The 21,823-nt window shown below is 43.2% G+C and carries 19 protein-coding genes; 7 read left to right on the plus strand and 12 right to left on the minus strand.

Annotated features, from left to right (window positions below; translation table 11 throughout):
- Positions 1-81 precede the first annotated feature (81 nt).
- From H6G96_RS17535 to psaK (H6G96_RS17555), 5 genes are all read right to left on the minus strand, one after another.
- Positions 82-999, minus strand: a complete 918-nt coding sequence (locus H6G96_RS17535) for an energy-coupling factor transporter transmembrane protein EcfT (RefSeq protein WP_190912637.1) — start codon at positions 997-999, stop codon at positions 82-84.
- Between the two features lie 244 nt (positions 1,000-1,243).
- Complete coding sequence (der, locus tag H6G96_RS17540) at positions 1,244-2,614, minus strand: ribosome biogenesis GTPase Der (protein ID WP_190912638.1); 1,371 nt, start codon at positions 2,612-2,614, stop codon at positions 1,244-1,246.
- 340 nt (positions 2,615-2,954) lie between these two features.
- Positions 2,955-4,151, minus strand: coding sequence for a site-2 protease family protein (locus tag H6G96_RS17545; RefSeq protein WP_190912639.1), 1,197 nt, complete (start codon positions 4,149-4,151; stop codon positions 2,955-2,957).
- A 289-nt stretch (positions 4,152-4,440) separates the two neighbouring features.
- Positions 4,441-4,719: a photosystem I reaction center subunit PsaK gene (gene psaK, locus H6G96_RS17550; RefSeq protein WP_190912640.1), complete on the minus strand. Its 279-nt coding sequence runs from the start codon at positions 4,717-4,719 to the stop codon at positions 4,441-4,443.
- Between the two features lie 271 nt (positions 4,720-4,990).
- Positions 4,991-5,245: a photosystem I reaction center subunit PsaK gene (gene psaK / locus H6G96_RS17555; RefSeq protein ID WP_190729018.1), complete on the minus strand. Its 255-nt coding sequence runs from the start codon at positions 5,243-5,245 to the stop codon at positions 4,991-4,993.
- Positions 5,246-5,367: 122 nt separating this feature from the next.
- Between psaK (H6G96_RS17555) and H6G96_RS17560 the strand changes: the two genes are divergently transcribed.
- A complete protein-coding gene (locus H6G96_RS17560; RefSeq protein WP_190912641.1) occupies positions 5,368-6,000 on the plus strand; it encodes a phosphoribosylanthranilate isomerase in 633 nt (210 codons plus the stop codon).
- 118 nt (positions 6,001-6,118) lie between these two features.
- Here H6G96_RS17560 and folE read toward each other — a convergent pair whose 3' ends face one another.
- The 5 genes from folE to H6G96_RS17585 form a co-directional block, all read right to left on the minus strand.
- Positions 6,119-6,826, minus strand: coding sequence for a GTP cyclohydrolase I FolE (gene folE / locus H6G96_RS17565; protein WP_190729016.1), 708 nt, complete (start codon positions 6,824-6,826; stop codon positions 6,119-6,121).
- Between the two features lie 108 nt (positions 6,827-6,934).
- Positions 6,935-7,660 carry an SDR family oxidoreductase gene (locus H6G96_RS17570; protein WP_190912642.1) on the minus strand — a complete coding sequence of 242 codons (726 nt, stop codon included), beginning with the start codon at positions 7,658-7,660 and terminating at the stop codon, positions 6,935-6,937.
- Between the two features lie 355 nt (positions 7,661-8,015).
- The gene (locus H6G96_RS17575; RefSeq protein WP_100898945.1) at positions 8,016-8,996 is read right to left on the minus strand and encodes an acetyl-CoA carboxylase carboxyltransferase subunit alpha; all 981 of its coding nucleotides are present in this window, start codon (positions 8,994-8,996) and stop codon (positions 8,016-8,018) included.
- Positions 8,997-9,153: 157 nt separating this feature from the next.
- Complete coding sequence (locus H6G96_RS17580; protein ID WP_190912643.1) at positions 9,154-10,173, minus strand: long-chain acyl-[acyl-carrier-protein] reductase; 1,020 nt, start codon at positions 10,171-10,173, stop codon at positions 9,154-9,156.
- Between the two features lie 126 nt (positions 10,174-10,299).
- On the minus strand, positions 10,300-10,998 hold the full coding sequence (locus tag H6G96_RS17585) for an aldehyde oxygenase (deformylating) (RefSeq protein ID WP_190729013.1): 699 nt from the start codon (positions 10,996-10,998) through the stop codon (positions 10,300-10,302).
- A gap of 177 nt (positions 10,999-11,175) precedes the next feature.
- On the opposite strand from H6G96_RS17585, the gene H6G96_RS17590 reads away from it, so the two are divergent.
- The 5 genes from H6G96_RS17590 (at position 11,176) to H6G96_RS17610 (ending at position 18,625) form a co-directional block, all read left to right on the plus strand.
- Complete coding sequence (locus H6G96_RS17590; protein ID WP_190912644.1) at positions 11,176-12,003, plus strand: carbohydrate ABC transporter permease; 828 nt, start codon at positions 11,176-11,178, stop codon at positions 12,001-12,003.
- Positions 12,004-12,243: 240 nt separating this feature from the next.
- Positions 12,244-12,507: a hypothetical protein gene (locus tag H6G96_RS17595; protein WP_190912645.1), complete on the plus strand. Its 264-nt coding sequence runs from the start codon at positions 12,244-12,246 to the stop codon at positions 12,505-12,507.
- A 168-nt stretch (positions 12,508-12,675) separates the two neighbouring features.
- The gene (locus H6G96_RS17600) at positions 12,676-15,120 is read left to right on the plus strand and encodes a filamentous hemagglutinin N-terminal domain-containing protein (protein ID WP_190912646.1); all 2,445 of its coding nucleotides are present in this window, start codon (positions 12,676-12,678) and stop codon (positions 15,118-15,120) included.
- A 375-nt stretch (positions 15,121-15,495) separates the two neighbouring features.
- Complete coding sequence (locus H6G96_RS17605; protein ID WP_190912647.1) at positions 15,496-15,774, plus strand: hypothetical protein; 279 nt, start codon at positions 15,496-15,498, stop codon at positions 15,772-15,774.
- Between the two features lie 463 nt (positions 15,775-16,237).
- Entirely contained in the window at positions 16,238-18,625 is a 2,388-nt protein-coding gene (locus tag H6G96_RS17610) for a filamentous hemagglutinin N-terminal domain-containing protein (protein WP_347242247.1), read from the plus strand.
- A 276-nt stretch (positions 18,626-18,901) separates the two neighbouring features.
- On the opposite strand, the gene H6G96_RS17615 is transcribed toward H6G96_RS17610, so the two are convergent.
- The gene (locus tag H6G96_RS17615; protein ID WP_190912649.1) at positions 18,902-19,933 is read right to left on the minus strand and encodes a hypothetical protein; all 1,032 of its coding nucleotides are present in this window, start codon (positions 19,931-19,933) and stop codon (positions 18,902-18,904) included.
- 162 nt (positions 19,934-20,095) lie between these two features.
- Between H6G96_RS17615 and moaA the strand changes: the two genes are divergently transcribed.
- Complete coding sequence (gene moaA / locus H6G96_RS17620) at positions 20,096-21,082, plus strand: GTP 3',8-cyclase MoaA (protein WP_190912650.1); 987 nt, start codon at positions 20,096-20,098, stop codon at positions 21,080-21,082.
- 67 nt (positions 21,083-21,149) lie between these two features.
- Here moaA and rpsD read toward each other — a convergent pair whose 3' ends face one another.
- Positions 21,150-21,758 (minus strand): 30S ribosomal protein S4, encoded by a 609-nt coding sequence (gene rpsD, locus H6G96_RS17625; RefSeq protein WP_190912651.1) that lies wholly within the window; start codon positions 21,756-21,758, stop codon positions 21,150-21,152.
- Positions 21,759-21,823 lie beyond the last annotated feature (65 nt).

Consider the following 21,823-nt stretch of genomic DNA (forward strand, 5'->3'; position numbering starts at 1 on the left):
TTTCAGCAGTGAGTAGAAATAACTACAACTACTGACCAATGACAAAATATAATTACCTCTTACCATTTTTTCGGTGCAAAATTAGACCTGAGTTCCTATAGCTATGCGTATTCCCCAGAATAAAATTAAACTAGCAATAGCAAGCCAGTCACGCCCTTTGAATCGTAAGTCGTGCCACTGCACTCGATGCTCGTTGGGACTGGTAAAACCCCGCACCATCATTGCATTTGCCATTTGATCGGCTCGTAAGAGCAGATTTTCCAAAAGTCTCTCTGCAACTGTCATCCAAACCTTGAACCCTCCTTTCAATCCCAGCTTTTTCCAATTTATTGCCCTTGTCATTACAGAGCGAAATAAGTTTTGCACTTCTTCTAAAACCAGGGGAATAAAGCGCAAGGACAAGGTTAAAGTTAAAGCAATTTCGGTGACAGGCCACTTGAAGCGTCGCAGGGGTTGCATCAGGCTTTCTATACCAGATGTAATTTCTTCTGGCGCGGTTGTCAGCAGATACAGGTTTGTGCTGTAAATTACGGTAAATATAATTGTACTCAGACGTACAGCTAAATCCAAGGAGCGGCGAGTTACTTTGACTGGGCCTTTGTGAAATAGCACGTAGCTATATTTGTTATTACTTGCTGGCTCTTGAACAATATTATTTGAGTTTGCTGGCTGGGTTAATATTTGTTCATTAGCTGGGAGGCGTGGCTGATAATCTACTCCCATTGCATCAGGGCTGATAGCTCCGATCGCTAAGACAAAAAATGATAGCATTAATAGCCAACCCATTTGCTGCTGCCATACTCGTCGGGGAATCCTAGCAATCAAGGTGGCAAGAATCAATACCACTACCAGCAGCACCCGCCAATAGTTGTTAGCTAAAACATAGCTTGTTAAAAAGCTCATCAACCAGGCGAACTTGACTCGCGGGTCGATTTTATGCAGCCAAGTTTGGGGTTGTTCTAAATAAAGTCCAAGTGGCAGCGATCGCAATAAATCCATTTGAAAGTTAAGAGTTAGGGGTTACGAGTTTTGGCTTGAAAAGGACTTACATATTGAAAAGCATCTGTCTAACCTACTATGTTGACATAGGCTTAAAAAAGGGCTTGGGGGATCTCTTCTGCGTAAGTCCTATTTAACTCATAACTTTTACCTTCTGCCGCTATCAAACTCAAGTCGATAGGGTTCTATAATTAGCAATTTTGGCTTTAACTCATAACAGACGCGATTAATCGCGTCTCTACTCCTAACTTATTTTGACGCGAGTTGCTCGATTAACATTGCCAATTTCGGCATCACGGACTTTTTTGCTCCGCCATAGCAAAATAATTGGCGTGCCTTTAAATCCTAGTTGTTGCCGGAATTGGCGTTCAATGTAGCGGCGGTAGTTGTCGTTGAATCGTTTGGAATCATTGACAAATAGTGCGATCGTTGGTGGTTGGCTACTTACTTGTGTTCCATAGTAAATCTTGCCCTGACGGCCACCACGGGATGCTGGCGGTGAATGCCAACTCACAGCGTCTGTTAAGACTTCGTTAATAACTGATGTACTGACACGGCGTTTGTGTGATTCAGCCGCAGTTTTCACCAATTCGAGAATCTTTTCTACCCGTTGCCCTGACAAGGCACTCACAAAAATTGTTTCTGCCCATTCGGTAAAATGTAACCGTGATTGCAGAGTTTTTTCATAGTCGTAGATTGTGTAAGAGTCTTTTTCGACAGCATCCCACTTATTAACGACGATGATGCAAGCTCGACCTTCTTCGATAATCCGCCCAGCTAATTTTTGGTCTTGCTCAGTGACTCCATCTACGGCATCTAGTACTAATAAAACCACGTCAGCACGGCGAATCGCTTTGAAAGCACGGTTAATACTAAAGAATTCTGTGCCGTATTCTATGTGTTTCTTTTTGCGAATACCGGCAGTGTCAATCAAACGGTAGGTTTGTCCTTCCCGTTCAATGACGGTATCAATAGCATCGCGGGTTGTGCCAGAAATTGGGCTGACAATTGCCCTTTCTTCCCCGACAAAAGAATTCAGTAAGCTCGATTTACCGACATTCGGCCGTCCCACAATTGCTACTTTGATTTCATTAGTTTCTGGGATGTCTTCAACAGCAGGGATGTGGTTAACTAACTCGTCGAGTAACTCTCCTGTGCCACTGCCATGAATTGCGGAGATGGGGTAAGGTTCGCCCAATCCCAATTCCCAAAACTCGGCAGCTTGCATTAAGCCTTGTTCTGGAGATTCACATTTATTTACAGCCAGTAGAACGGGTACGGTTTGTTGGCGCATCCATTCGGCGATTTCTAAATCTGCCGATGTGGGGCCTGTTTGACCATCTACGACAAAAATAGCGCTACATGCTTCTGCAAGGGCTGTCATTGCCTGTTGGCGAATCAGTGGCAAAAATTCGGTATCATCATTAAAAACTAAACCACCAGTGTCTACCACCAAAAATTCACGACCATTCCAGAAAGCTGGTAGATAAGTGCGATCGCGTGTCACTCCCGGTTCATCATGGACAATCGCCGTTTGTTCCCCGGCGAGTCGATTAACCAGGGTGGATTTGCCCACATTTGGGCGTCCGATAATTGCAACAATTGGCAGTGCCATAAAACCAGGGTAAGTGAGAGACGTAGTATATCACGTACTTACATTTTACTCGCTTTAAACTAGAAGTTTTAATAACTTTCTAATCATCTGAGGCGATGTCAAAGAAACCTCTCCCTGGTTTTACTACGTAAAACCGTCCCTCTCCGAATCTGAGAGGGAAAGACTTGAACTTTAGTTCAAGGCAGGGAGAGGTTTATTGAACTCACATTAATTTAAAAAATAAAAAAGGTAGGATTTCCTACCTTTTACCCAAAAAAAGCATTTTGTAACCAAATACCAAATTAAATATCACACAAGCTTTTGACGAATCTATTGCAAAGCTATGACGAAGCTATGAAGTTTAATTTATGATTGACTTCGCTATTGCTCCCAGTTGCAACCCAGGCGGATAGCTACCTTCTTCTTTGGCCCGCTTAATTTCATCATCTGCTACCCGCAAATTTAACTTTTGTACCAACGCCCGTACAATATCTCCCCGGTCAATTACACCAGCTACAGCGCCAGCCGGAGAAAGGACTGTAATTCGAGGTAACTGCTCATTTTCCAGTTTGTTAATTACCTCAGCTATCGTTGTAGCTTCAGAAACAGTCGGTATTTCTGTTAAGGGATGCACAATTCTGTGTAAGGTTTGGGTTTCCCATTCACTTCTTTGGGTTAAACGAAAATCGTCAATGGAAACTAGACCCCGGTAACGTCCATCAGATGCAGCAAAATAAATCTGTGAGGGAACGGTTTCCAACAGGTATAAATCGGCAAACGATCGCAATGTCTGATCAGCATCAATTACTCGAAAGTCACGAGTCATCGCATCAGCCGCCACAACTTTGAGTAGGCTTTCTTGCAACGTAGTCATGTTGTCATAGGTGTTAGCGTTGCGGACAGCAAACCAACCTAACAGCGCAATCCACAAACCAGCTACTAACTCCCTGGTCACAAAATCTACAACAAATCCTAAAGCGATCGCACTGTAACCCAAAATTTGCCCAGCCTTTGCAGCCCAGTGTACGGCTTGAAAACGATTACCTGTTATTTGCCATAGTGCTGCTTTTAACACTTGCCCTCCATCTAGAGGTAAGCCTGGAATCATGTTAAATAGAGCCACCACCAAGTTAATTCTCGCCAAATCTCCGACCATGACACTGAGTGGACTAGTATCAGGTATCACAATGCTTCCTAGACTTAGCAGGAAAAATAGTCCGATACTTACCAAAGGCCCAGCGATCGCTACTTGAAAGGCTTTGCCCGGAGTTTTAGATTCTTCTTCAATAGCAGCAATTCCGCCAAACAGAAATAGGGTAATTGAATTAACTTTAATGCCTTGCGATCGGGCTACCAAACTGTGACCCAACTCATGTAGCAACACTGAACCAAATAGCAACAGTGCCATAACTATTCCAGCACTCCAAGCTATAACAGGCCCCCATTCCTGATAAGCTACCCCAAAGTTGAGAGTTGCCAACCCTAAAATCACAAACCATAACGGGTCTAAAAACAGGGGAATTCCAAATAAAGACCCAATTTTCCAATTTGTTTGCATTACATTGTCCTAAAACTAGATATCGCCAATAGTTCCTCTACTGCAATATTTGCGTATATCCTTATACATATATTTCTGAGCATCAATTCGGTAATGCCGAGTTACAAGATGCTCTTATTTCTAGAATAGACAATTAGTGCCTGTGAGCAAAACTCTGAAGTGGGGGATTGGGCATTGGGCATTGGGCATTGGTTATTCTCCTGCTTCCCCTGCCCCTGCTCCTTGCCCCCTACCCCTTGCTTCTTCTCCCCCTGCCCGTCGTCTTGAGTGTGTTAGATAGAAATCAAATTTAGATAACGCCGAGATTACTCAATCCTAAAACGGTACCAGTACCGATTAGGTGACCAGCACTCATTGCAGCGAGGAATGTAGCGGCACTAGGATTATTGAACAGCGAGGGAAAGGGCAAAGGCATCTTAGGGCCAACGTGAGGATAGCGAATTGTCCGAGGAATAATCAAAAGACATAATAGACAAATGCCAGTAATAATTCCAGCTTCAGTCAAGCTCCACTCTGTGCCAGTTTTGGGTAAAGTGGCTTGGGCTGCTAATAAAATTGATGACATCATAGTTCTTTCTCCTGCATGAGTTAACTGAATAAGCTTTACAGAGGGGATTAATCCCGTCTCTAGAGCCATATAAATCCTCCGTTGATGAAGTAGTTAGAATCGTCCCTCAAGGGGAAGGTTAATCTCTCTCCCCTTAGTTAGACTTACTACACAGAGGCTGGCTGATGCTTATGAGTTTTCTTGCTGGAGAAAGAACTAAAATCCTTTTTAGGAGTTTTGTATGGATCGCGGCGTTACAAGCAATGCCTTTAGCGCCTTTATCATTGCAAAACTACAGACGACCGATGTTAGTCAGTCCTAAAACGATGCCAACGCCGATAATATGACCAAAAGCCATTGCTGCAACGAATGTTGGAATACTAATCGGCAGGATGGGGAACTTGGGGCCAACTAAGGGTTTTTCAATCCTAGTACTTAGCAAAACAATTACTAAGCTACTGATGCTGATGATGATGCCTACTGTAGGATTCCACGCAGGTGTTGTGGGAACAGTTGGGGCGGCTGCTAGTAAGATAGATGAAATCAAGCTTTTGTCTCCTAAATCGAAAAGTTAATGTAGACCTACAAAATTATAAAATTACCAAGGCACAAAAGTTTTTCGGATAGTTTAGACTTTTTTGATAATTATTTTAAATTTGCTAAATTTCCATGCGCGTTAAAATTTGCGGCATCACTCAGCCACAGCAGTCTATAGCGATCGCCTCTCTGGGCGCAACGGCACTAGGATTTATTTGTGTGCCAACCTCAACTCGCTATGTAACCACATCCCAAATTCAGGCAGCAGTAGCAGAACTCCCGGCTAATATTGACACAATTGGTGTTTTTGCCAACGCTAGTATCCCCGAAATCTGTCAGATAGTTGTTGATTCTGGGTTGACTGGTGTCCAGTTACACGGGGATGAATTACCAGATTTTTGCTACCAATTGCGTCAAGTTTTACCCAATGTCGAAATTATTAAAGCCCTAAGAATTCAGAGTATTGAGCATCTTGACACAGCAATTGATTACGTAGACTACGTAGACACTTTATTACTGGATGCCTACCATCCGCAACAACTGGGTGGTACAGGCAAAACCTTAGATTGGACAATGCTAGAGCAATTTAATCCCAATTGCCCTTGGTTTTTAGCTGGGGGATTAACAGCAGATAATATTGTGGAAGCTCTAAGTCAGGCTAATCCCAGTGGCGTTGATTTATCTAGTGGAGTGGAACGCGCACCTGGAAATAAAGATTTAGATAAAGTAGCCAAGTTGTTTGAGAAATTAGGGAGTAGGGAGTAGGGAGTGGAGAGTGGGGGAGACAAAGGGACAAGGGGACAAGGGGACAAAACGTGAGAACTTGAAACAAGTCTTTCTCCTTGTCCCCAAGTCCTCTTACCCATGCCCCATGCCCAATTTCTTAAAAGAATGCTGGTTGATGGCGAATCAAGTTAAAAAATTCTTCGCGGGTTTTGTGTTCGTCTTGGAACGCACCAACCATTGCACTAGTGACAGTCCAAGAGCCTGGTTTTTGAACGCCGCGCATCACCATACACATATGGCTAGCTTCCATCACAACGGCTACCCCTTGAGGTTCCAAAATGGTTTGGATTGCTTCGGCAATTTGGCGGGTTAATCTCTCCTGCACTTGCAAGCGACGGGAATACATCTCAACAATGCGGGCCAGCTTACTCAGTCCCACAACTTTTTGGTTGGGGATATAAGCAACGTGCGCTCTACCCATAAATGGCAGCATATGGTGTTCGCACAGACTAAAGAAATTAATATCTCGCACTAGTACCATCTCGTTATGCCCTTCATCAAAGATGGCATCGTTAACGAGTTCTTCAAGGGATTGGGTGTAGCCACTGGTAAGAAACCGCATTGCCTCAGCCACTCGCTTGGGTGTTTTGAGGAGTCCTTCGCGTTCGGGGTCTTCGCCGACTCCCAATATTAGTGTCCGCACGGCGTCCTTCATTTCCTCCAGATGTTCCTCTTTTGGGGGGGACACATCCGCTTGTCGCCCGTTGTGGGTGTTGCGATCGGGTCTAGGAGTTATGGCTTCTGCCAAATCAGGGATCAGAGGTGATTGAGAGAAATTGGAACCGTTGGAACTACCGGTAGTCATGATTCAATCTTGGTTATGGTTTTGTCATTAGTTATGAGTTATGAGTTATGAGTTATGAGTTAAAAATTCTAATTCCTAACTCCTAACTACTAACTCCTAACTTTGCAATTAGAGTGCGCCAGCACTGGGCATCAGGAGCAATTCATCAATAACTGCCTGTTGTGGTAATAGAACAGTGTGGAGAATTGACTGAGCCACAATTTCTGGGGTTAACATCTTGGAACGGTCTAAGTTGGCATGGACTGTTTCTGTGTCCCAAAGTTCGGTATTGACTGCGCCAGGACAAATAGTTGTGACACGAATGCCGTGGGTGCGTTCTTCTTGTGCCAGGGTTTGAGAAAGGGCAATCAAACCAGCTTTGCTGACGCTGTATGCTCCCCAACCGGGAAAGGGCTGCTTGGCGGCAATTGAGGCAACGTTAATAATTGTGCCTATGCCTCGATCGCGCATTGAAGGCAAAATTCCCACAATGCACTGAAACACGCTGGTAAGATTCAAGTCAATTACCTGCTGCCAGCCCTCTAGAGGGATTTCACTCAAAGTAGCTGTATAGGCCATGCCAGCATTGTTTACCAGAATGTCTATATCACCAAAGTCAAGAGCGATCGCTTGGATCTTTTCTTTTACTTCGGAGATCCGCGCTAAATCTACAGCGTAAGCTTTCGCTTCGACCCCAGTATGCTCTACAGCTTCTCTTACCGCCTCCAACTTATGCAAAGAACGGCTGACTAAAGCAACATCTATTCCTGCTTTCGCAAAGGCTAAAGCCGTTGCTTTCCCAATTCCACTACTTGCCCCAGTAATCAGGGCGCGTCGTTTTTGCTCAACACTCATGGTGTCTCCCAATTTTTTGGCAGTTCCCAAAGCCTATTACCACCCAATTATTTACACTTCTCGGTTTAGATAGATTAAAGGAATCTAAAAATCTGATGATTTCTATTAAACAACTGCTATGATGCAGTGCAATAGTGGCTGTATTTTGAGTTTTACCAGTGAAGACAACAAATCATCGCCTGGAAAACCATGCCGTACACTCAAATTAGATTACTTAGATAACATAAAACTTACTCAATAAAATTGAGTAGATTTACCAAACATGGAAATGCCTATGGCTAGATTGTTAAAAATCTTTAAGCACATAGGCAATTATAGCATTGCTGCTCGGCTAATCAATCACTATGTAGTGCTGTTAGTGGGCAACTTCTGTAAAAACACCAATTTTGCGGAATTTTTCGTAACGCAGTTGACGGCGTTCTGGAGCGGTTAAACGATTGAGTTCGTCTAAATTTTCCAATAGCACTTGCTTGAGAATGGTAGCGGCTTTTAAAGGATCGGAATGAGCGCCACCGGTGGGTTCAGGCAGTATTTGGTCGATAATTCCCAACTTTTTCAGGTCGTGGGAAATAATTTTTAGAGCAACAGCTGCTTGGGGAGCCTTAGCAGCATCTTTCCACAAAATAGCGGCACAGGCTTCGGGAGTAGCGACAGTATAAACTGAGTGTTCAAACATGAGTAGGCGATCGCCTACACCAATACCGAGTGCGCCACCCGAACCGCCTTCACCAATAACTGTGCAGATAATTGGTACATCTAAGCAAAACATTTCTCGCAAGTTGTAGGCGATCGCTTCTCCTTGACCTTGGTGTTCTGCTTCTACTCCAGACCAAGCTCCTGGTGTGTCGATAAAAGTTAGTATTGGCATACTAAACTTGTTGGCGTGTTCCATCAACCGCATTGCTTTGCGGTAGCCACCAGGGTAAGGCATTCCAAAGTTACGAGCAATATTATCTTTGGTATCACGGCCTTTTTGATGACCCAACATCACCACAGGTTGCCCACTTAGACGACCAACACCACCAACTAAAGCCGGATCGTCACCACCACAGCGATCGCCATGCAATTCCATCCATTCATCACTAATAGCCTGAATGTAATCGAGAGTACTGGGGCGACGCGGATGACGAGCGACTTGCAGTCGCTGAGACGGGGATAGACTACTGAAAATTTCCTCACGCAGTTGCATAGCGCGTGCTTCTAGTTGACGAATTTGACCAGAAACATCGACACCATTTTCTTCTGCAAGTTGCCGAATTTGATCAATCCGGGTTGCGAGTTCTGCTAAGGGCTTTTCAAAATCTAACAGTAGCGGTTTACGCTCGGTAGTTGCCATCGTAGGGGTTATCAATTACGAGTTATAGGTTTTTCAGAGTGAGGAGTGAGGAGTTAGGAGTGAGGAGTTAGGTATTAAAAGGAGTGTACTGGTGAAAGTTTTTAAATTTTAACTCTTAAACTTTTAACTCCTAACTTTTAACTCCTAACTCTTACAGTTAAACCAGCAGTGGTCTAAATCCATGTTTTACTGATACTCGACCAATCTGCTCCATTTTATCTACGGTAATCTGATTCCGTCCCCACGAAAAGTTCGTGTATAACTTCTCAAATTCCAGCAGCATTGATTCGGCAAAACAAGCAAACAACTGGCGGGCTGGAACGTCCATATTGACGATTTTCATAATTTTCCAGTCAATATCCAGGGAATGCTCGACAATCCCACCGTTTAATACGTGTACACCAGGATGCTGAATTTTAGTCCCTAAGTTTTTAGGATAACCTCCATCAATCAACAAACAGGGTTGTTTCAGAGTGGTGGGGTCAATTTCCACGCCTTTGGGCATACTAGCAACCCAAACCACAACATCGGCTAGGGGTAGTGCTTCTGTCAAACCCATGATTTTCCCTCGCCCTAGTTCGCCTTGCAACTCTTTGAGGCGTTCTTGATCACGGGCTATCAGCAGGAGTTCTTGGACATCTGTTTTCGCATCTAGCCAGCGTGTAACTGCACTACCAATATCGCCAGTTGCTCCACATATAGCGACAGTTGCTGTTGATAAATCAATGCCTAATTGTTTTGACGCTTCTTCCACCTGCTTACAAATAATGTACGCAGTATGCGTGTTTCCTGTGGTGAATCGTTCAAACTCTAGTTTAATGTTGCGGACTTGGCTAAACTGCTCTAACTTAAAGTTTTCAAAAATAATTGAGGAAAATCCGCCTAAAGCTGTGATGTTAATGCCATGCTTCTGTGCATGGGCCATGGCGTTGAGGATTTTGCGAGTTGCGGCTTTGATGCGGCGACTCGCTAGCATTTCTGGCAAAAAGCAAGATTCTACATACCTTCCTTCGATTTGTTGTCCAGTTACACTGGTGACAATAATGCTATCGACAATTTGCGGCGGGGCGCTACACCAAAAGTCTAGCCCTTGATCGGCATATTCTGGGTATCCCAATTCTTGAGCTACCGATTGAGCGTGTTCCAAACTAGTCAGATGTCCAATTAGACCAAACATGTAGTGATTATTAGGCTTATGCTGTCTTGAGGCGTGGAATTTAGGAGAGTTAGGAGTTAGGAGTTAGGAGTTCTGAGTTCTGAATTTAAACTACTCAGCACTCAGCACTCGTTACTCGGCACTTTGTTAGGCGGCTATGAGTCCGTAGGCTGACAAGCGCATAATATCGCGAGTCGTAAAACCGATGTTACTTAATGCTTCACCGTACTGAATCATAAAGTCTTCTACTAAAGCATCTTTTTCCATTGCCATTGTTTGGGCATCATCTGCTACTTGGTTAAGCATTTTCCAGACGATGGGTAGGTTCTGGCGATTTGCAAGTTCAAGTTCAGCTTTGGATTCTGCAAAGTGTTCTTTCAACCAAACTTCTCCAAAGTTGAGGTGGCTATACTCATCTTTTACTACTCCCTCAGTAATTTTGCGGGCAAAATCGTCGGCGACGGGGATGTAAATGTTGTATGCTGCGATCGCAAAACATTCAATAATCAAAGACTGAATTAACAAGCAAGTAACAACTTTTCCTTCTGCGGCGGCTGTTTGGAAATTTTGGTGTAGTCCAGAGAAAAACTCCTTGGCAAATTGCAAATCTGGGGTTACTTGCAAATTGCGTCCACAAGCTTCAAATCCTTTCTTGTGACGACTTTCCATCTTGGATAGGCGAATCAATTCATCATGAGATTCTGGCAGCAGTTGAGCTAGTGTGATGTAATTTTCATGGGCTTCTTGTTCCCCTTCAATCACGATCGCATTAATCCGGCTATAAGCATCTTTGTATGTTTCGCTCTTGAAATCTAATTCTTTAAATTCGTCTGTAAGCTGCTGCATGGTATCTTTACTCCTGTAAACCTGATTATTTGACACCAGGATTCAATTTACCCCATGAACTGAGGGTAATAATCACTGTGGTTTAATTTAACTTAACAAGTAACTATGTTTATAGATTAACTGTTGCTGGGTGAGATGCTCTAGTACTAGCGAAACAAATGCTTTGCAGCTCAAGTTATGTTTAAACTAAACCCGAATCTGAAATCTGGTGATTTTTTGAGCCTAGTAGTCTTACTGCTAGGGGCATTTATCGTTCTACTACCATTGTTTGTGGTCTTTCTCACCTCCTTTGAACCGACGGCCGCCAGCCCAGAAAATTTGTGCAAAAATAACTGGTCTTTAGCTAATTACCGGGTTGCATGGCAACAGGGAAAATTTTTACTGGCGTTTGCTAATTCTACCTTGGTAGCGATCGCTGTGACGGCGTTTCAGATTGTCACTTCCGCTTCAGCGGGTTACGCCTTAGCACGGCTGAAGTTTCGGGGACGTCAAGCACTGCTATTGGTCGTGTTAGCAACTTTAGTGATTCCTTTTCAGTTATTAGTGATTCCCATCTTTTTGGTTTTGAAATGGGGACACCTGATAAATACATACGGGGCGCTCATTTTACCTACTGCTGTCAACGGATTTGGGATTTTTTTGTTACGTCAATATTTCCAGACAATTCCCGTGGAGTTAGAGGAAGCCGCAGCCATAGATGGGGCGAACCGACTGCAAATTTTGTGGCGGGTAATGTTACCTTTAGCCCGTCCAGCGTTGGTGACGTTGTTTTTGTTCACCTTCATCGGCGAATGGAATGATTTATTTAAACCTCTGGTATTTACAACACGACCAGAATTAAGAACGGTGCAGCTAGCGTTGGCAGAGTTTCAAGAGCAATTTACGAATAATTGGCCCTTAATGATGGCAGCGGTAACAATAGCGACTGTGCCAGTGATGGTATTATTTCTCATCGGTCAACGTCAGTTTATCCAAGGTATTGCTGCGACGGGAATTAAGAATTAGCCAGAGAAGGTGTCAGAATTTTAGATTTTGGTGAGGTACACCCGTAGGGGCACGGCAGTGCCGTGCCCTTAGACTTCTCAGTATAATTTTATACCGAATTATGAATGAGAATCGCTATAGTTCATCAATGCTTAAAGTAAATCTAGCAGAAAAATATTAATTTTTATAACACTAGTCGTAATTATTACTAGCCAAGTTGAAGTAAAAATCATACATACCTTATAAGTAGTGGCAACAGTTATGGACTCTAAAACATTACAGCAGTTAAAAGATGAAATTCAACAGAAACTGCTTGAAAGTGTTCAAAATGCTGGCTTAGACAGCGTGCTTGAAAAGTACGGAGTATTAGATGATAAAACTCTGAAAGTTCAGTGGCAGTGCAATCTTGACCCAAATGAAATTAAATCTGGTGATGCAGTTGATGAACAGGGAATTGTGCTAACGCAAATGGCATGGTGTATCCCTTGCCCGTCAACTGGAAACCCTTTCGGCTGTAACTGCTAAATAATTTACTCTTCAGACTGCAAAGAGTTTATTCTAGTGAGTATAAAAAGGCTGAACCTTGAATTTACTAGTTAGGTTAAAAAGATAATCTCAAGTATCACTATACTTAACTTAATTAACAAGGAACAGTATTTCAATATACTCTTATTTTCTGGGTGTAAGTTAGTGATGTCTCGATACCAAAGCAGTTGGTGCTGGGAATTAGGGATAGTGAGTACTTTAGCAATTGCTGGAGTGCTCACTTTGTTTGAGAATTTTGCCTTAGCCCAAATACAAAAGGATGGCACACTTGGATCTGAAAGTTCAATCATTACACCAAAGCCAATTGATGGTCAGCCTATAGACCAGATTGATGGTGGGGCAGTTCGTGGGACAAACTTGTTCCACAGCTTTGAACAATTTTCCGTCCCTGCGGGAAGGACAGCCCACTTTAACAATGCAACAGATATTCAAAACATCATCAGTCGGGTGAGTGGGAATTCGATTTCTAATATAGATGGCATTCTGAAAGCTAACGGCACAGCCAACCTGTTTCTAATTAATCCTAACGGCATTGTTTTTGGGCCCAATGCTTCTTTAAATATCGGCGGTTCGTTTGTGGCTAGTACGGCGAGTAGCTTGAACTTTGCTGATGGTACAAAGTTTAGTGCTACATCTCCTCAAACTACACCTTTACTAACAGTAAGCGTTCCCATTGGTTTACAATTCGGAGCAACTGCGGCTCCCATCCGCAATCAATCCCAAGCAGCACCAGATGACGCAATTAATCTCTTTGGCCAAGGCGTTGGTCTACAGGTGCAGGAAGGCAAAACCTTGGCACTTATAGGCGGTGATATAACGCTAGAAGGGGGGAATATAACAGCCAAGGACGGAAGAGTTGAGTTAGGAAGCGTCGCTAGTAATAGTCTGGTCAGTTTAAGTCCAACGAACCAAGGTTGGGCATTTGGATATGAAGGTGTTCAAAATTTTCAAAATATCGAACTCATCCAGTTAAATGGAATTTCATCTACCGTAGATACTCATGGAGAGGGTGGCAGCAATATCTATACGCAAGGCAAGGTTGTGCGAATAGCTGGCAGTTTCCTAGTTCTAGTTAATCCTTTGGAAGAACAATCATCAGGGAATTTGACAGTGAACGCCTCAGAGTCTGTAGTAGTTGAACAAGATACGCAACTTTTTACTCAGAGTTTCTCCACTGCAAACCCTGGAAATATAAATATCACTACTAAGAAGTTAGTGGTCAGAGATGGAGCACAATTGCAGGGGCAATTGACCATAAACGCCTCAGATTCCGTGGAACTAATCGGTGGTACTCCCATTTCTACCCTCCAAGATGGTAGTGATTTAATATCCAGTGGATTATTTAGTGCAAGTTATGGCGATAAAAACGCTGGCGGTATAACAATTAATACTAAAAAGCTGCTTATCCAAGGAGGGGCAAGAATATCAACAAGTTCTGAGAGCATATATAGCTATATTTTTAACCAACTTATACCAGCTACAGGAAAAGCAGGAAACTTAACAGTGAACGCTTCTGAGTCGGTAGAACTAATTGGAACCTCACCAAATGGTTCTATACTCAGTGGCTTGTCTTCTGGAACTGAAGGGCCTGGAGATGGTGGAAACTTGAATCTAACTACAGGGCAATTGATTATCAAGGATGGGGCTGCAATAACTGTGAGCAGCCAAGCTCGAAAAAATGTAATCAATATCGGAGATTCAAATAAGTTAGGGGAAGCAGGCTATTTAAATATAATCGCTCGCTCCATACTTCTGGACAACAAAGGAAAACTTACATCTAATAGTGAGTCGGGTAAAGGCGGAGATATTACGCTACAGGTGCGAGAGTTATTATTGATGCGCAACCAAAGTATAATAACCGCTAATGCAGGTACGGCAGGGCTTAGTGGAAATGGCGGTAATATCATTATTAATGTACCTAACGGCTTCATTGTCACGCCTTCCTTAGAAAATAGCGATATCACTGCCAATGCCTTCTCTGGCTCAGGTGGTAAAATCACAATCAACGCTAAGAATATCTTTGGTTTTGTGCCCCGTACCCGTGCAGGCGTAGAGAAGCTTGACCCAGAAGAAATAAACCCGAAGAACTTGCAAACAAGTGACATCACGGCATTTTCTAACCAAAACGCTTCATTAAATGGCACTGTACAAATAAACATACCAGATGCTGACCCCAGTAAAAGCTTACTTGAACTGCCTGTAAATTTGGTTGAAGCTTCGCAGGAAATTGTTGCTGGTTGTGATTCTGGTGGAAACATAGGAAGGAGTTCATTTATTGCTACTGGGCGTGGAGGGCTAGCACCCGATCCCACAGAGCCATTGATGGCTGATGCGGTGCTAGCAGATTGGATCACACTTCCTCCAGAGAGTCAGGATCGTGCTGGCGGTATTCAGAAAAGAGCGGTTGTTCAGGCGCAGCAAGACACAGGAAAAAAATTACAGAAATTTAATTCTGTCAATGAACCTACTCAAATTGTGGAAGCCCAAGGGTGGGTAAGGGATGCCAATGGGAACGTGGTTTTGGTTGCTCAAGTACCCACTGCCTCGCCTCGTAGCTCCTCACTCGTCGCTTCATCTTGCACTGGTAATTAATAATCTAGATTCTCGTTTTGTTGGTGCGATCGCTCTTTTGGCTGAATTCAAATGTCAGGGCGTTGGCGTAGCCTGTCGTAGACATCCCTTTTTCGCAATGACCTTGATATAAGCGATCGCCTTTTGTACCGTGCTCTAAGGAAATTCCGCAAAAAAATATAAAGTTTAGTTACACAATGCGTAATTGTTACTAGCCAAGCTGAAGTCATAATTATGGGAGTTCGCAAGAGCTTTAGAAACTTAATGCTTTCGTGCCGTTTTAGACTATTTATTCTTGATTCCTTTGTTACCAAGCTGTACTAATCGAAGTCAGCTTAATTCACTACGTTACAAGATAAGTTCACACATCTACCAATCTGCAAGAAGAGCAAAATTATGAATTCTCAAAATACACAGCAGTTAACAAACGATATTCAAAACGAATCGAGTGAAGAACTGAAGAACTCTGAAGTGGGTATTGCAAGCGAAAATAACACTATATCAGAAGACAATTCCTTAGACTTGCAGAGCAGTATCGATCCTAATCAAATTGAATCTAATAATGCTGGTCTTTACCAGCAAGCTAAAGATTTGTCACAAGTAATGCCAGGTAACCGTAACTTGCTAGCCACTTGTTGGTCGGAGAAGCTACAAGATTGGGTTCGTTGTCCGTAATAGTTATACTCTTGTCAACGTAATGGCTATCTTTATTCTCAATCAAATGAGAATAAAAGTAATAGTTTACGATGCAAGGTTAATTATTTTTTATACCAATTTGCAATGAAGATGCACTTGACTATTAAACAAACCGCCAAGCGCGGCAAGAGAAAATGAGTAATAGTTGAGTGCGATTTTACGTAGAATTGGTATTAGCAATTTTAGATAAACTTACCCTTGTTTTCAATAGGCAAATTTAGCGGTAGTTAGTTTATAAATACGGATAATGATGTCATAGATTAGCAATATTTATGTAACATAATTAGAATTTTTGGAAAATAGGTGTGTCATCTATATGTATTATTTAAATATACAAAAATCTATAATTTTTTGTATAGCGTGAAACATAGATTACTAGTTGTAATTATAGATAACCTAATTAGCAATGACCAGTAATTTATTAAGGAATTGTTTTTTTTGTGTGAATTATTTAGCTCAAAGCCGAGGCATTTGGTACTGGAAGTTAATATTAGTGAGTGCTTTAGCAACTACTGGAGCACTCACCTTCCCGGGTAGTTCCGCCTTGGCCCAGATTATCAAAGATGACACTTTAGGAGCAGAAAATTCAGTTATCACAACCAAACAAATCAATGATCTGCTTACTGATCAAATTGATGGTGGGGCAATTCGTGGCACAAATCTGTTTCACAGCTTTGAACAGTTTTCTGTACTTCCTGGACATACAGCCTACTTTAACAATGCGGCAAACATTCAAAACATCATTAGCCGAGTAACAGGTAAGTCTATTTCTAATATTGATGGCATTATTAAAGCTAACAACAAAGCCAACCTGTTTCTGATTAATCCCAACGGGATTATTTTTGGTCGCAATGCTTCTTTAAACATTGGTGGTTCATTTATAGCAAGTACAGCGAGTAGTCTTAACTTTGCCGATGGTACTAAATTTAGCGCCACAGATTCCCAAACCCCACCACTACTGATAGTAAGTGCTCCTACTGGTTTACAATTCGGAGCAATTGCTGCTCCTATTCGTAATCAATCCCAAGCTAGTCCTAATGATGCAACTAATAGCTTCAATCAACCCGTAGGTCTACAAGTGCAACCAGGTAAAACCTTGGCACTTGTAGGTGGTGACATCACTCTAGAAGGCGGAAATTTAACAGCAGCGTCAGGACGAATTGAGCTAGGAAGCGTTGCTAGTAATAGTTTAGTTAGTCTGAAACCAACAGACCAAGCCTGGAGTGTGGGATATGAAGGTGTCCAAAATTTCCACAACATTCGACTAATCCAACGAATTGATAACGGTTCTGCAATTTCATCTACTGTAGATGCTAGTAGCAAAGTTGGCAGCGGCGGTCGTATCCAAGTGCAGAGCAATACTGTGGAACTAATTGGTCCTCGTGTGCGGTTGACAACTCGAACTGGAGGTGACGGAAATGGCGAAGACTTAACTATTACCACTAGAAAATTAATTGTTCAGGATGGCGCACAAGTATTCACTTCTACTATAGGTAAGGGAAGATCAGGAGATTTGATTGTGAACGCCTCCGAGTCCGTAGAGATAATTGGTAGCGTTACCTTACCAGATAGCATTACTGGATTGCTTAGTTCAACTGTTGATCAAGGAAATGCTGGTGATATTACAATCAATACTAAGATATTGCGTATCCAAGAGGGAGCAAAGGTATCAGCAGAGTCTGCGGGAAGAATATTACCAAACTCACAAGTTAGTGTAGCAGAAGGAAAAGGAGGAAATTTGACTGTGAATGCCTCCGAGTCAGTAGAGGTAATTGGAACTTCGGCAACAGGTAACCCCAGTGAATTGTCCGCTACGACTCTAACTTTTGGAAAGTCTGGAACAGTGACAATTACTACAGGGCAATTGATTGTTAGAGACGGTGCTGCAATAGTTGTGAATGTTGAGATTCCAGCAAATGCAATTTCCCCAGAAGATAAAAGCATCACACAAACACCAGGTGCATTAAATATAACTGCCCGCTCTATCCTGTTAGAAAACCAAGGAGAAATCACATCCAATAGTAAGTCAGGTCGAGGCGGTAATATTACACTCAACGTGCGGGACTTATTACTGATGCGGCGCAATAGTCAAATATCCACTAATGCAATAGGTGATGGAGATGGTGGTAATATCACCATCAAAGCACCTAATGGCTTCCTCGTCACCACTCCCTTTGGAAACAATGATATCACCGCCAACGGCTTCTCTGGCTCTGGTGGTAAAATCACAATCACCGCTAAGAGTATCTTTGGTTTTGTGCCGCGCACCCGTGCAGAGGTAGAAAGGCTGTTGAACCCTAAACAGCCACTAGATCCAAGTAGACTGCTAACAAGTGACATCACCGCCTTTTCTCAGCAAAACCCTACATTAAATGGCACTGTACAAATCAACTCACCAGATGTTGACCCCAGTAAAGGATTAGTTGAACTGCCGGTAAATCTGGTTGATGCTTCGCAGCAAATTGCTGCTGGTTGTTATTCTAGTGGAAAAATAGCCAGGAGTTCATTTATTGCTACCGGGCGCGGAGGGCTAGTAGCCGATCCTACACAGCCATTGATATCTGATGATGCGGTGCTGGCAGATTGGATCGCACTCTCTCCAGAGAGTCAGAATCTTGCTGGTGGTATTCAGAAAAGAGTAGCTGTTAAGGCGCAGCGAAACACAGAAGGAAAATTACAGAAAGTTAATTCTGTCAATGAACCTAATGAAATAGTGGAAGCCCAAGGATGGGTTATGGATGCCAATGGGAATGTGGTTTTAGTTGCTCAAGTTCCTACTGCCTCGCCCCATAACTCTGCGCTCACCGCTACATCTTGCGCTGCTAAATAAACAGTCAAACTAGAACCAAGGCAATGGAATTCGCTGCTACACAAACGTAGGCGTTCGCGTAGCGTCTCGTAGAGAAGCCTTCCCGTAAAGCCTGCGGCATAGCTACGCTTAGGGCGTAGCCTCTCAAAAAGAAGTGTAGTTCACCTCCGCAGACTAAGGAAAAATTAAGGTTTTGAAACCCACGGAGGTGAGTTTTGTCTGTATAGACGCGGTTTCTAACCGCCCGTTTGACTGTTTAATTCTCGTAACTTCGCGGCCATGGACGATGCCTATTCTTTAACTCGTTTCCTGAATTTGCAGACGTACAGTGTGTTCAGTCGCACCACTAAGTTGCAATTCCATGATTTCACCTCCTAGAGGTTCCAAGCAAGTGAGGAGCGATCGCAAGTTGGGTGTACTTGCGCCAGTATCTACATATAATCGATCTGCTAGATTACCGATTCGTTTCCAAGTCATATAGAGTTTAGCGATCGTTTGTTCAATCTGGGATGCTTGATTTACCAAATCAGCAGCAATACTCAAACAGCCGACTCTTTGCGCTTCTTCTAAGGCTGTTTCAATGTCAATATTTTCCTGCGTTAGCGCCTGAACTTGAGCTGCCCCTTTGAGATATTTGGCCAAGTTACGCGCTTCGGTAGTTACCTGTTTGAGGGTATCCATATCAGGATTAGCAGCAATTTCCTTTTGGATAAACTTTTGGTGCGATTCTGGCAGTTTTTCCATTTCCTTCACCAGTGGGGCAATGTAGCGCGGTGGAAGGGTGTTATCTGCTGCTTTTTCTTTGACTGCTTCAGGTAATAAATCTGAGGACATGGCTGTCCATTCATCGCTGAGTTGACGCACTTCCCGCCTAGTGATGCGATCGCCTTTTTGGGCGGCTTCACTCACCATCTGTTGCACTTCTGGGACTGCTTTGGAAGTTTCAACAAATGCCCGTTTGCTGAAGTTGTTCACAGTACCGGGATCAAGTTTACCGTCTTCGATGAGAGTATCGGCACTATTCGCCAGTTGAATCCAGGAATATGCTTGACTTTTGCTGATTTCCCGCTCTTTTAGCCATCGCAGAAAGCCAGTACCACGTCCGTCACCACCCACTTTCTCTCTGTCGCGGATAGCCCGTAAAATTCGCCCCCGCCAGATTTCAGTTTGCAAATCAAAGCGATCGCATACCTGCCAAGCTACTTCTAGCTGCTGTTGAAAATCTGACTCTAGAATCTGTTCATCTTCTGGATCGGGCAGTTCAAAGCTGATATCTGCTGGCTGTAGTAAAGCCGCAGCAAGGTCGTTTATGGAGTCGGTGTCTTGCACGATTGATGACTAACGAGTGGATGCGATCGGCTTATTATGCCACAATCTGTGGACCCTCACTTAAGGGGGAGTACGGTATCTTGAGCTACAACAAATATAGTAGGAAGAAATAAACCACCTTTGTAAAGTCTTTAATTAATCAGAGAGAATAAAAATAAAACGATGAACCAGGTAGACTACCTCCGCATTAGCTTAATCGATCGCTGCAATTTTCGTTGTCAATACTGTATGCCAGAGGGAGTAGAACTGGATTATATCCTCAAGCAACAGCTGTTGACTGATGAAGAACTGCTCACCCTAATTGAAGAGGTATTTATTCCGGTAGGCTTTAATCGGTTTCGGTTGACTGGGGGTGAACCCTTATTGCGTCCGCGTGTGGTAGATTTGGTAAGCGCGATCGCCTCTTTTCCTCAAACTCAAGACCTCTCAATGACCACCAACGGTTTTTTGCTAGCTCCGATGGCACAAAACCTTTACAATGCTGGTTTGCGACGAATTAATATTAGTCTGGACTCTCTTGATCCCGACATTTTTGATCAAATTATTGGTAATCAGGGCCGTTCTCGTTGGCAGCAAGTTTGGCATGGGATTCAAGCTGCCCATCAGGTCGGATTTGACCCCCTAAAGCTGAATGTAGTGGTGATTCCTGGCGTTAATGACCATGAAGTTCTAGATTTAGCTGCCTTGACCATTGACAAACAATGGCACGTTCGATTTATTGAATTCATGCCTATTGGTAATACGCATTTATTTGGCGATCGCGGTTGGGTATCTTCAGCCGATTTACGGCAACAAATCCGCGATCGCTGGGGCTTGACAGATTCACAAGTTCGTGGTGCAGGGCCTGCTGATGTCTTTCAAATTCCCGGTGCGAAAGGAACACTGGGATTTATTAGTCAGATGTCAGAATGTTTTTGCGATCGTTGTAACCGGATGCGTCTGAGTGCCGATGGCTGGCTGCGTCCCTGTTTATTGAATGAAACTGGTCAAATAGATTTAAAAACTGCTTTACGTTCTGGCACTACCACCGCTCAATTACAAGAGCAGGTAAGGCATTTACTGGGAATCAAGCCAGAAATTAACTTTAAAGGGCGCGATTCCGGCATTTTAGGTACATATACTCGCACCATGTCGCAAATTGGCGGATAAAAAATAGTGAGGAGTTAGGAATTATTGTCTTACAACTCATAACTCATAACTCCTAACTATTAACTGTTTAAGCTTGTCGTGAGTAGTATTCCACCACAAGTAGTTCATTAACTTGTAGTGCCACCCATTCGCGCTCAACAACGCTGTTGACTCTACCAACCAACTTATTTTTGTCAAACTCCAAATGACTGGGGAGGTTGGCCAAACCGGGATATTGTAAGTTAGCTTCCACCAACTTCCGTGATTGTGCCCGATCCCTGACGGCAATTTCTTCTCCAGGACGGCATTGATAGCTGGCAATATTAACCACACGACCGTTGACAGTTACGTGACCGTGATTTACCAGTTGACGAGCTGCTGGGATAGTCGGGGCTATACCTAAGCGGAAAACGGTATTATCTAGGCGCATTTCTAGCAATTGCAACAGTACTTGTCCGGTAGAACCAGTAACACGTCTGGCTTTTCGCACATAGCGCAGCAATTGCTTTTCAGTCAAACCGTAGTTGAAGCGGAGCTTTTGCTTTTCCTCTAGACGGATAGCATACTCAGAGCGCTTCTTGCGGTTCTGACCATGCTGCCCAGGTGGGTAAGCGCGTCTAGCGCTTTTACGAGTTAATCCTGGTAAATCGCCCAAGCGGCGTACAATTCTGAGGCGTGGCCCTCTGTATCGGGACATGAGTTTCCTTAATCTAATCCTGTTTAAACTTTAGCCAAACATATTTAGCCAAACATACTATGATG

Source organism: Nostoc sp. FACHB-892 (assembly GCF_014698795.1).
Classification (GTDB): domain Bacteria; phylum Cyanobacteriota; class Cyanobacteriia; order Cyanobacteriales; family Nostocaceae; genus Nostoc.

Bases quoted from the DNA above. Each gene is read 5' to 3' on its own strand.
- H6G96_RS17595 (WP_190912645.1), top strand. From the start codon at position 12,244: ATGGACTCTAAAACATTACAGCAGTTAAAAGATGAAATTCAACAGAAA.
- psaK (WP_190912640.1), bottom strand. From the start codon at position 4,719: ATGATGTCATCAATTTTATTAGCAGCCCAAGCCACTTTACCCAAAACT.
- H6G96_RS17535 (WP_190912637.1), bottom strand. From the start codon at position 999: ATGGATTTATTGCGATCGCTGCCACTTGGACTTTATTTAGAACAACCC.
- der (WP_190912638.1), bottom strand. From the start codon at position 2,614: ATGGCACTGCCAATTGTTGCAATTATCGGACGCCCAAATGTGGGCAAA.
- H6G96_RS17545 (WP_190912639.1), bottom strand. From the start codon at position 4,151: ATGCAAACAAATTGGAAAATTGGGTCTTTATTTGGAATTCCCCTGTTT.
- H6G96_RS17605 (WP_190912647.1), top strand. From the start codon at position 15,496: ATGAATTCTCAAAATACACAGCAGTTAACAAACGATATTCAAAACGAA.
- H6G96_RS17585 (WP_190729013.1), bottom strand. From the start codon at position 10,998: ATGCAGCAGCTTACAGACGAATTTAAAGAATTAGATTTCAAGAGCGAA.
- H6G96_RS17575 (WP_100898945.1), bottom strand. From the start codon at position 8,996: ATGGCAACTACCGAGCGTAAACCGCTACTGTTAGATTTTGAAAAGCCC.
- moaA (WP_190912650.1), top strand. From the start codon at position 20,096: ATGAACCAGGTAGACTACCTCCGCATTAGCTTAATCGATCGCTGCAAT.
- folE (WP_190729016.1), bottom strand. From the start codon at position 6,826: ATGACTACCGGTAGTTCCAACGGTTCCAATTTCTCTCAATCACCTCTG.
- H6G96_RS17570 (WP_190912642.1), bottom strand. From the start codon at position 7,660: ATGAGTGTTGAGCAAAAACGACGCGCCCTGATTACTGGGGCAAGTAGT.
- rpsD (WP_190912651.1), bottom strand. From the start codon at position 21,758: ATGTCCCGATACAGAGGGCCACGCCTCAGAATTGTACGCCGCTTGGGC.
- H6G96_RS17600 (WP_190912646.1), top strand. From the start codon at position 12,676: ATGTCTCGATACCAAAGCAGTTGGTGCTGGGAATTAGGGATAGTGAGT.
- H6G96_RS17560 (WP_190912641.1), top strand. From the start codon at position 5,368: ATGCGCGTTAAAATTTGCGGCATCACTCAGCCACAGCAGTCTATAGCG.
- H6G96_RS17580 (WP_190912643.1), bottom strand. From the start codon at position 10,173: ATGTTTGGTCTAATTGGACATCTGACTAGTTTGGAACACGCTCAATCG.
- H6G96_RS17590 (WP_190912644.1), top strand. From the start codon at position 11,176: ATGTTTAAACTAAACCCGAATCTGAAATCTGGTGATTTTTTGAGCCTA.